The organism is Mycoplasmopsis pulmonis (assembly GCF_900660575.1).
GTDB lineage: Bacteria > Bacillota_I > Bacilli_A > Mycoplasmatales > Metamycoplasmataceae > Mycoplasmopsis_B > Mycoplasmopsis_B pulmonis.
Window position 1 is genome coordinate 1 of the sequence record NZ_LR215009.1, and the last position, 11,284, is coordinate 11,284.

Sequence of the window (11,284 nt, forward strand, 5' to 3'; positions counted from 1 at the left end):
CAAATTTATCATCAATATGAACATCAAGATTAACACTTCTTTTACTATTGTTTACTTGTTCACTTTGGCTTTTAAAAGTAAATTTTACTTTAGCTTGTTTAAATTTGTTTTTATCTAGAATTCTTGAGGAAATTCAAAAGTTTTTGAATTTTCATTTGATTCTTTTCAATTAAACTATAGTTAAATCATTTATACCTATATGAGAAATTTGTTGTATATTCTTTTTCTCTTCTTAACATTAATATCAAGATTTCTTAAAAATCTCTTGTAGCTAAAAAATCCTCATTTGCTGATGTGTAGTCAAAGGTATTATTTGAGTTTGGATAAAATAAAGCAATACCAAAATTATATGACTAATTGTATATTTTCCTGATCTTAATTCACCTAAGTTAATTTTTTGATCTTTAGATTTTGTAGTACTAAAGTCTATTTCTTTTGTTTGTCCACTTTGATCATCAGTTTTTGAAATACTAATTTAGCTGTTATGCCTTGAGGAAGCTCTTCTGAAAATGATAGATTTAGATTTTGACCATCACTAGAAATTTTTGTCAGCTCTACTTCAGGAGCTCCTGAATTTTGCCATCATTTTTGTACATTTGAATCTTCTTGAGTTTGGCCTTGATCATTTGCATTGTTTTGAGTATTTCCTGGATTTTGTGGCTCTTCAGCTTTAGGAGCTTTTGGCTTTTCAGGAGTTTTTTGAACTTCTGGTTGCTTATTTTCTTGTTGTGTATTACTACTTTCAGGATTTGTAGGAGGCTTTGAGTCTCTGGTTTTTTAGAAGCCTCTGGCTGTTTTTGTGGCTCTTGAGGAGCTTGATCTTTTTGATCCATATTTTTAATTTCAGGATCTTTAGGAGTCTGTGCTTGTTTTTCTGGAACTTTTGGACCTTGGATATTTTTATTTGCCATGTCTTTAACTTGAGGATCTTTAGGAGTCTCTGCCTGCTTTTCAGGAGCTTTAGGATCTTGAGGCTCTTTGTTTTGATCTTCAGATTTTACAGGAGGCTTTTGAGTCTCTGGTTTTTTAGGATCCTCTGGCTGCTTTTGTGGAACTTGAGGAGCTTGATCTTTTTGGCTCATGTCTTTTATTTCAGGAGCTTTGGTCCTTCATTTTTCTGATTCATATCCTTAATTTCAGGAGTTTTTGACCCTTGATCTTTTTGTTCCATTTCTTTTGTTTCAGGAGCTTTTGGTCCTTCATTTTTTTGTCCGTTATCCTTAATTTCTGGATCTTTTGGACTTTGAGGCTCTTTGTTTTGATCTTCAGGTTTTGTAGGAGGCACTTGAGTCTCTGGGGTTTTTGAACTATCTGGATTTTGAGGGCTAATTATTGAGTTTCCATTAGTATTTGTATTATTTTCTTTAGGAGCGCTTTGAGGACTAGTTTGTTTTGTGTTTTGTTTTGCGCTTGGATCAATTTGATTATTAGACTTTGTTGTAACACAAGAAACTAGAGCCATTGGAGATAAAATTAATGTTGAAAATATTGCTATAAATGTAATTTTTTTACTTTTTTTCATAATATTCCTTATATAAAATAATTTTTTAAGACTTTTTGATATATAAAAGCTAACTAAAAAAGTTTATAAAGTTTGCTTGATATATCTAAAAAAGTACATTGAAAAATATACCAAAGAATTAAATAAAAATTAAAATTTAATTCATTTTGGTTAAATTTATCTTAGGATTTTGGTAATTGGCATTAAGCTAGCAATAGAAACTCATCTTGGTTTTTTTCCATCCAAGAATCTAATTCTAACTGCATTAACTACTTTTTGACCTCAACTATTTCTTGAATAAAGCGCTTGTCTTTTTCAAAAGGTTTAACATCTTTAACTAAAGTATCTAGTGCTTTTCACTCACCATTGGCACTTTCTTTATATTCAACTACATAAGAGTTTTCTTTGTAATATCTTGGATCATTTCAAATTAAAAGCTCAAATCCATATATTAGATTTCTTATTCCGCCTCTTCAGGCAAATTCTACTGTAGGTTCTTTTTCACTACTTGTATATCAATAATCATTTGTTCTATTGTAATGAGTAAATACATAATCTACTTTATAGTTACCACCATGAGAGCTAGATTTTAGTTCAAAATCTACACTTCTTTTTGCACCGTCATAACCAGATTCATAGTTACCTACTTTTGCAAAATTGCCAATTGTTATTTCTATACCTTTTTTGACATTACCTCTTTTAATTGTAAAATGTAAAGTTGCATTTCCATTATAGTCATCAAGTGTTCCAAATTTACTAAAACTTGCAACAACTTCATCTTTTAGAGAAATATTTTCTCAATTATATTTTCTAAAAGTAGGTATTTCAAAAGGATGTATACCTTGTCTTTGGCTAAAATAAGTGTTTATTAGATGATTTTCTAATTCTTTATAACTAGGATTATCTTTTACATATTGATTGACAATTTCTAGGTTAGTTTTAAAATTTCATTCAAGATTTTTAACTACAGCAACTTTATCGCCAATTTGTACTTTAATAGCAACGCTTCTTTTTTTATTTACTATATCTTCATTTGTTGATTCAAAAGAAATTTCATTTCAACATTGGTAAGTTGATTTTCATCTAGTGTTTCTTTAGTAAATGTAAAAATATCATTTGCCTTATCAGTGCTTTTTGGATTTAACTTTAAATCAAAATCATTTAGGCTTAAATTTGAGAAATTTGCTAAATTTTTTCTATCGTCTTTGATAGCAAAGAGATGTTTTTCTAAATATGCTTTTATTTTATTAAATTCTTCATCAGAAGTATTTGCAATTATGTTTGAATCAAAGGTGTTATTTTTAGTTGGTGTGTATGTAGAAAGACCAAATAAAATTTTCGAAATTTTTCATTTGGCCTTTTCTAAATCACCTAAACTAATGGTTTGTGTTTTTGATTTTGTAGTCACAAGATCAAAAGTTTTTTCTTCAGTGCTATTTTGATCATCCTTTTTAATACTTACTTTAGTTTTTATACCAGCTGGAATTTCTTCTTTAAAAGTTAAATTTAGATTCTTTCCATCACTTGAAACTGCCAAAAGTTCAACTTTAGATTCTCCTTGAACTTCCCACCATTTTTTATCACTTGGCTTATTTGGCATTTCCTCTTGCTTAGGAGGATTTGAAGGAGTATTTGACTCTGGTTTTCGAGTTTCATTGTTTTGAGTATTGTTTGAATTATTGTTCGAATTATTGTTTTGAGTATTATTTGAATTATTGTTTGGCGTATTATTTGGAGAATTGTTTGAATTATTGTTTTGAGTATTGTTTGAACTATTGTTTTGAGTATTATTCGAATTATTGTTTGGGGTATTATTTGTAGAATTGTTTGGAGTCTTTGGGGTATTGCTTGTACCACAAGAAACTAGAGCAGTTGGAGCTAAAATAATTGTTGAAAATATCAATGAAGATATAAATTTTTACTTTTTTTCATAACTTTTCTTAACTTTCCTTACATAAATAGTTTAAATAAATATATGTATGCACATATTCAATCATTTTAACAAAAAAACTCGAAAAATCTTCTTTTCATAAGCTTATAGGTTTAAAAACACCTTGAAAGTCTACTTAAAATATTATTTTTTCTAGTTTTTAAAAAACAAGAAAAGTAAAAAAACCTCAAAAAATCAGCTAAATTTACTAAAAAAGTCTTAAAAATTCAAATAAAAGTACTTTTTTATTATCTTTTTGGGTTTTTTAGTTTATTTTGATAAAAAACTAAAAGATGATCTAAAAAAGGTTTAAAGATTATTACTATTTTAGTTTTTTTAATAAATATTTTTTTAAAAGCAATCTTTTAAAATAAATAAAAGAGACATTATAAAAGCAGTTTTGTTTAAGTTTAAAGATCAAAAATCTTGAAGTTAAGTTAAAACAAAATTTATAGACCTTAGCTCAAAAAAACATCTTTTTTTATTAATATAATAGGAGTTATTTAAAACTTGATTTTGATTGATTTTTTAAGAAATAAAAAAGCCAATCTATAAATATTTATTTAAGATAAGTAAAAACTTATTTTTTGATTAAAAAGCCAGTTTTTATTTTGAAATTTTTGAGCTCTAATAAGCAAAATGATAAGTTTTTGCATATATATGTGTAAAAAATAAGCTATTTTAATTTTTTGTTATATACTTTAAAAAATATAAATGATCTATATTTTTTTTTTATGGATTTTTAATCCAAAATAATAAGCAATAATATCTTAATAATTATATTTATAAGGAGATAAGGAGAATAATGTCAATAAAAACTTATGACAAGGAAAACAGTGAAATTCACGTTAAAACTCCAGTAGAGAGCACTCTTTGAAAGCAAAGTCAAAAAAAAGCTTTTAATAAACTAAAGAGCAAAATTAATATTCCTGGATTTAGAAAAAACTCTTCAAGCCCACAATTTGATAAAATTGCAAGAGCTAAAATATCAAAAAATGATATTTGAGCAAAAGCCATTGATGAGACTTTAAATAGCACTTTTGAAATAGCTCGTAAAGAACTAGACAAAGAAGATTTAGAAAGAATCCTAGGAAGAGCTAATTATAGAGTAAGTAAAATTACTGAAGATGAAGCTGAAATTGAATTTTTCTGACCAGTAAGACCTGAAATTGAAGATTTTAAATACAAAAACTTAAATGTTAAGTTTAAAGAAGTAAAGGTTACCAAAAAAGATATTGACCAAAGAATTCAATCTTTAATGGAAATGGGTGCACCTATTGAAGAGTCTAATGAGCCAGCAGAGTTAGAAAATGAAATGGTTTTTGACTTTAAAGGTTTTATTGACGGTGAAGAATTTGAAGGTGGCTCAGCTGAAGAATTTAAATTAAAACTTGGATCTAAATCATTTATTCCTGGCTTTGAAGATCAATTAGTTGGTTTAAAAGCAGGAGATGAAAAAGAAATTAAAGTTACTTTTCCAGCTGATTACTATGTTGAAGAATATGCAGGTAAAGAAAGTGTTTTTAAAATTCTAGTTCATAAAGTTTTTAAACCTAAAGCCAAAGAAATCAATGATGAAACAATTAAAGAATTAGGCTTTAAAGGAGTTTCTAACTTAGAGCAATTAAAAGAATATCTAAGACCTTCAATTGAACATAAATTACTTGAAGATTCATTAACTGAATTTAAAAATGAAGCTTTTAATAAAATTAAAGAGCTTAATGATATCAAAATTCCAAGAGGACTTCTTTTAGAAGAAATGACTGCAATTAATGAAAAATTCAATGAAACTCTAAAAGCTCAAGGTCTAAAAAGACGTGAATATTTAGAAATGACTAAGTTAAGTGAAGAAAAAGTAGCTGAACAAGTTAAAAAAGAAGCTATTACAAAAATTAATGAATATTTAATTTTTGAACAAATCAAAAAAGCAGAAAATGTAACTATTAGTGACGATATTATTGAAGATCATTATAATATAATGGCTAAAAATTACAATATTGAAGTTGACAAAATAAAAGAATTTATTCCAGTTGATAAATTAAAGGAAGATCCTAATTTATTAAATGAACAATTATTTTGAAACTTTTAGAAGTAAATGACAAAGCGCTTTTGAAAAAGCCAATGCTTTAGGAAAAGCCAAAAATCCAAAAAGTTCAAAAGGAAAGGAAAAAAATAATGGATAAAAAATTAGAAAATATTTTAGAAGATGAAAATAAAAAAGCTCTAACCATAGTGACTCAACTGGTTAGAGCTTTTTTTATTTCATCTTCTAAAATATTTTCTAATTTTTATCCATTATTTTTTCCTTCCTTTTGAACTTTTGGATTTTTGGCTTTTCCTAAAGCATTGGCTTTTTCAAAAGCGCTTTGTCATTTACTTCTAAAAGTTTCAAAATAACTTGTTCATTTAATAAATTAGGATCTTCCTTTAATTTATCAACTGAATAAATTCTTTTATTTTGTCAACTTCAATATTGTAATTTTTAGCCATTATATTATAATGATCTCAATAATATCGTCACTAATAGTTACATTTTCTGCTTTTTTGATTTGTTCAAAAATTAAATATTCATTAATTTTTGTAATAGCTTCTTTTTTAACTTGTTCAGCTACTTTTTCTTCACTTAACTTAGTCATTTCTAAATATTCACGTCTTTTTAGACCTTGAGCTTTTAGAGTTTCATTGAATTTTTCATTAATTGCAGTCATTTCTTCTAAAAGAAGTCCTCTTGGAATTTTGATATCATTAAGCTCTTTAATTTTATTAAAAGCTTCATTTTTAAATTCAGTTAATGAATCTTCAAGTAATTTATGTTCAATTGAAGGTCTTAGATATTCTTTTAATTGCTCTAAGTTAGAAACTCCTTTAAAGCCTAATTCTTTAATTGTTTCATCATTGATTTCTTTGGCTTTAGGTTTAAAAACTTTATGAACTAGAATTTTAAAAACACTTTCTTTACCTGCATATTCTTCAACATAGTAATCAGCTGGAAAAGTAACTTTAATTTCTTTTTCATCTCCTGCTTTTAAACCAACTAATTGATCTTCAAAGCCAGGAATAAATGATTTAGATCCAAGTTTTAATTTAAATTCTTCAGCTGAGCCACCTTCAAATTCTTCACCGTCAATAAAACCTTTAAAGTCAAAAACCATTTCATTTTCTAACTCTGCTGGCTCATTAGACTCTTCAATAGGTGCACCCATTTCCATTAAAGATTGAATTCTTTGGTCAATATCTTTTTTGGTAACCTTTACTTCTTTAAACTTAACATTTAAGTTTTTGTATTTAAAATCTTCAATTTCAGGTCTTACTGGTCAGAAAAATTCAATTTCAGCTTCATCTTCAGTAATTTTACTTACTCTATAATTAGCTCTTCCTAGGATTCTTTCTAAATCTTCTTTGTCTAGTTCTTTACGAGCTATTTCAAAAGTGCTATTTAAAGTCTCATCAATGGCTTTTGCTCAAATATCATTTTTTGATATTTTAGCTCTTGCAATTTTATCAAATTGTGGGCTTGAAGAGTTTTTTCTAAATCCAGGAATATTAATTTTGCTCTTTAGTTTATTAAAAGCTTTTTTTTGACTTTGCTTTCAAAGAGTGCTCTCTACTGGAGTTTTAACGTGAATTTCACTGTTTTCCTTGTCATAAGTTTTTATTGACATTATTCTCCTTATCTCCTTATAAATATAATTATTAAGATATTATTGCTTATTATTTTGGATTAAAAATCCATAAAAAAAAAATATAGATCATTTATATTTTTTAAAGTATATAACAAAAAATTAAAATAGCTTATTTTTTACACATATATATGCAAAAACTTATCATTTTGCTTATTAGAGCTCAAAAATTTCAAAATAAAAACTGGCTTTTTAATCAAAAAATAAGTTTTTACTTATCTTAAATAAATATTTATAGATTGGCTTTTTTATTTCTTAAAAAATCAATCAAAATCAAGTTTTAAATAACTCCTATTATATTAATAAAAAAAGATGTTTTTTTGAGCTAAGGTCTATAAATTTTGTTTTAACTTAACTTCAAGATTTTTGATCTTTAAACTTAAACAAAACTGCTTTTATAATGTCTCTTTTATTTATTTTAAAAGATTGCTTTTAAAAAAATATTTATTAAAAAAACTAAAATAGTAATAATCTTTAAACCTTTTTTAGATCATCTTTTAGTTTTTTATCAAAATAAACTAAAAAACCCAAAAAAGATAATAAAAAAGTACTTTTATTTGAATTTTTAAGACTTTTTTAGTAAATTTAGCTGATTTTTTGAGGTTTTTTACTTTTCTTGTTTTTTAAAAACTAGAAAAAATAATATTTTAAGTAGACTTTCAAGGTGTTTTTAAACCTATAAGCTTATGAAAAGAAGATTTTTCGAGTTTTTTTGTTAAAATGATTGAATATGTGCATACATATATTTATTTAAACTATTTATGTAAGGAAAGTTAAGAAAAGTTATGAAAAAAAGTAAAAATTTATATCTTCATTGATATTTTCAACAATTATTTTAGCTCCAACTGCTCTAGTTTCTTGTGGTACAAGCAATACCCCAAAGACTCCAAACAATTCTACAAATAATACCCCAAACAATAATTCGAATAATACTCAAAACAATAGTTCAAACAATACTCAAAACAATAATTCAAACAATTCTCCAAATAATACGCCAAACAATAATTCAAATAATACTCAAAACAATAATTCGAACAATAATTCAAACAATACTCAAAACAATGAAACTCGAAAACCAGAGTCAAATACTCCTTCAAATCCTCCTAAGCAAGAGGAAATGCCAAATAAGCCAAGTGATAAAAAATGGTGGGAAGTTCAAGGAGAATCTAAAGTTGAACTTTTGGCAGTTTCAAGTGATGGAAAGAATCTAAATTTAACTTTTAAAGAAGAAATTCCAGCTGGTATAAAAACTAAAGTAAGTATTAAAAAGGATGATCAAAATAGCACTGAAGAAAAAACTTTTGATCTTGTGACTACAAAATCAAAAACACAAACCATTAGTTTAGGTGATTTAGAAAAGGCCAAATGAAAAATTTCGAAAATTTTATTTGGTCTTTCTACATACACACCAACTAAAAATAACACCTTTGATTCAAACATAATTGCAAATACTTCTGATGAAGAATTTAATAAAATAAAAGCATATTTAGAAAAACATCTCTTTGCTATCAAAGACGATAGAAAAAATTTAGCAAATTTCTCAAATTTAAGCCTAAATGATTTTGATTTAAAGTTAAATCCAAAAAGCACTGATAAGGCAAATGATATTTTTACATTTACTAAAGAAACACTAGATGAAAATCAACTTACCAATGTTGAAATGAAAATTTCTTTTGAATCAACAAATGAAGATATAGTAAATAAAAAAAGAAGCGTTGCTATTAAAGTACAAATTGGCGATAAAGTTGCTGTAGTTAAAAATCTTGAATGAAATTTTAAAACTAACCTAGAAATTGTCAATCAATATGTAAAAGATAATCCTAGTTATAAAGAATTAGAAAATCATCTAATAAACACTTATTTTAGCCAAAGACAAGGTATACATCCTTTTGAAATACCTACTTTTAGAAAATATAATTGAGAAAATATTTCTCTAAAAGATGAAGTTGTTGCAAGTTTTAGTAAATTTGGAACACTTGATGACTATAATGGAAATGCAACTTTACATTTTACAATTAAAAGAGGTAATGTCAAAAAAGGTATAGAAATAACAATTGGCAATTTTGCAAAAGTAGGTAACTATGAATCTGGTTATGACGGTGCAAAAAGAAGTGTAGATTTTGAACTAAAATCTAGCTCTCATGGTGGTAACTATAAAGTAGATTATGTATTTACTCATTACAATAGAACAAATGATTATTGATATACAAGTAGTGAAAAAGAACCTACAGTAGAATTTGCCTGAAGAGGCGGAATAAGAAATCTAATATATGGATTTGAGCTTTTAATTTGAAATGATCCAAGATATTACAAAGAAAACTCTTATGTAGTTGAATATAAAGAAAGTGCCAATGGTGAGTGAAAAGCACTAGATACTTTAGTTAAAGATGTTAAACCTTTTGAAAAGACAAGCGCTTTATTCAAGAAATAGTTGAGGTCAAAAAAGTAGTTAATGCAGTTAGAATTAGATTCTTGGATGGAAAAAAACCAAGATGAGTTTCTATTGCTAGCTTAATGCCAATTACCAAAATCCTAAGATAAATTTAACCAAATGAATTAATTTTAATTTTTATTTAATTCTTTGGTATATTTTTCAATGTACTTTTTAGATATATCAAGCAAACTTTATAAACTTTTTTAGTTAGCTTTTATATATCAAAAAGTCTTAAAAAATTATTTTATATAAGGAATATTATGAAAAAAAGTAAAAAAATTACATTTATAGCAATATTTTCAACATTAATTTTATCTCCAATGGCTCTAGTTTCTTGTGTTACAACAAAGTCTAATAATCAAATTGATCCAAGCGCAAAACAAAACACAAAACAAACTAGTCCTCAAAGCGCTCCTAAAGAAAATAATACAATACTAATGGAAACTCAATAATTAGCCCTCAAAATCCAGATAGTTCAAAAAACCCCAGAGACTCCAGTGCCTCCTACAAAACCTGAAGATCAAAACAAAGAGCCTCAAAGTCCAAAAGATCCAGAAATTAAGGATAACGGACAAAAAAATGAAGGACCAAAAGCTCCTGAAACAAAAGAAATGGAACAAAAAGATCAAGGGTCAAAAACTCCTGAAATTAAGGATATGAATCAGAAAAATGAAGGACCAAAAGCTCCTGAAATAAAAGACATGAGCCAAAAAGATCAAGCTCCTCAAGTTCCACAAAAGCAGCCAGAGGATCCTAAAAAACCAGAGACTCAAAAGCCTCCTGTAAAATCTGAAGATCAAAACAAAGAGCCTCAAGATCCTAAAGCTCCTGAAAAGCAGGCAGAGACTCCTAAAGATCCTCAAGTTAAAGACATGGCAAATAAAATATCCAAGGTCCAAAAGTTCCAGAAAAACAAGCACAGACTCCTAAAGATCCTGAAATTAAAAATATGGATCAAAAAGATCAAGCTCCTCAAGAGCCACAAAAACAGCCAGAGGCTTCTAAAAAACCAGAGACTCAAAAGCCTCCTACAAATCCTGAAAGTAGTAATACACAACAAGAAAATAAGCAACCAGAAGTTCAAAAAACTCCTGAAAAGCCAAAAGCTCCTAAAGCTGAAGAGCCACAAAATCCAGGAAATACTCAAAACAATGCAAATGATCAAGGCCAAACTCAAGAAGATTCAAATGTACAAAAATGATGGCAAAATTCAGGAGCTCCTGAAGTAGAGCTGACAAAAATTTCTAGTGATGGTCAAATCTAAATCTATCATTTTCAGAAGAGCTTCCTCAAGGCATAACAGCTAAATTAGTATTTTCAAAAACTGATGATCAAAGTGGACAAACAAAAGAAATAGACTTTAGTACTACAAAATCTAAAGATCAAAAAATTAACTTAGGTGAATTAAGATCAGGAAAATATACAATTAGTCATATAATTTTTGGTATTGCTTTATTTTATCCAAACTCAAATAATACCTTTGACTACACATCAGCAAATGAGGATTTTTTAGCTACAAGAGATTTTTTAAGAAATCTTGATATTAATGTTAAAGAAGAGAAAAAGAATATACAACAAATTTCTCATATAGGTATAAATGATTTTAACTATAGTTTAATTGAAAAAGAATCAAATGAAAATTCAAAAACTTTTGAATTTCCTCAAGAAATTCTAGATAAAAACAAATTTAAACAAGCTAAAGTAAAATTTACTTTTAAAAGCCAAAGTGAACAAGTAAA

9 protein-coding genes are annotated in these 11,284 nt (G+C 26.8%); 5 read left to right on the plus strand and 4 right to left on the minus strand.

Translation table 4 applies throughout. The features are described from left to right. Positions 1–554 precede the first annotated feature (554 nt). The 3 genes from EXC36_RS03920 to EXC36_RS03930 form a co-directional block, all read right to left on the minus strand. Positions 555–1,082, minus strand: a complete 528-nt coding sequence (locus EXC36_RS03920) for a hypothetical protein (protein ID WP_129690543.1) — start codon at positions 1,080–1,082, stop codon at positions 555–557. Between the two features lie 5 nt (positions 1,083–1,087). Beyond that, positions 1,088–1,522, minus strand: a complete 435-nt coding sequence (locus EXC36_RS03925) for a hypothetical protein (protein ID WP_129690545.1) — start codon at positions 1,520–1,522, stop codon at positions 1,088–1,090. A gap of 1,000 nt (positions 1,523–2,522) precedes the next feature. After that, on the minus strand, positions 2,523–3,404 hold the full coding sequence (locus EXC36_RS03930; RefSeq protein ID WP_129690547.1) for a hypothetical protein: 882 nt from the start codon (positions 3,402–3,404) through the stop codon (positions 2,523–2,525). 832 nt (positions 3,405–4,236) lie between these two features. Here EXC36_RS03930 and tig (EXC36_RS03935) point away from each other — a divergent pair. Both tig (EXC36_RS03935) and EXC36_RS03940 read left to right on the plus strand, forming a co-directional pair. Beyond that, positions 4,237–5,520 (plus strand): trigger factor, encoded by a 1,284-nt coding sequence (gene tig, locus EXC36_RS03935; protein WP_129690549.1) that lies wholly within the window; start codon positions 4,237–4,239, stop codon positions 5,518–5,520. 86 nt (positions 5,521–5,606) lie between these two features. Then, on the plus strand, positions 5,607–5,828 hold the full coding sequence (locus tag EXC36_RS03940; protein WP_129690551.1) for a hypothetical protein: 222 nt from the start codon (positions 5,607–5,609) through the stop codon (positions 5,826–5,828). Positions 5,829–5,920: 92 nt separating this feature from the next. On the opposite strand, the gene tig (EXC36_RS03945) is transcribed toward EXC36_RS03940, so the two are convergent. Next, complete coding sequence (gene tig, locus EXC36_RS03945) at positions 5,921–7,093, minus strand: trigger factor (RefSeq protein WP_129690553.1); 1,173 nt, start codon at positions 7,091–7,093, stop codon at positions 5,921–5,923. An 832-nt stretch (positions 7,094–7,925) separates the two neighbouring features. On the opposite strand from tig (EXC36_RS03945), the gene EXC36_RS03950 reads away from it, so the two are divergent. The 3 genes from EXC36_RS03950 (at position 7,926) to EXC36_RS03960 (ending at position 10,774) form a co-directional block, all read left to right on the plus strand. Beyond that, complete coding sequence (locus EXC36_RS03950) at positions 7,926–9,542, plus strand: hypothetical protein (protein WP_129690555.1); 1,617 nt, start codon at positions 7,926–7,928, stop codon at positions 9,540–9,542. Positions 9,543–9,805: 263 nt separating this feature from the next. Then, the gene (locus EXC36_RS03955) at positions 9,806–9,997 is read left to right on the plus strand and encodes a hypothetical protein (RefSeq protein ID WP_129690557.1); all 192 of its coding nucleotides are present in this window, start codon (positions 9,806–9,808) and stop codon (positions 9,995–9,997) included. A gap of 45 nt (positions 9,998–10,042) precedes the next feature. After that, entirely contained in the window at positions 10,043–10,774 is a 732-nt protein-coding gene (locus tag EXC36_RS03960) for a hypothetical protein (protein WP_129690559.1), read from the plus strand. Positions 10,775–11,284 lie beyond the last annotated feature (510 nt).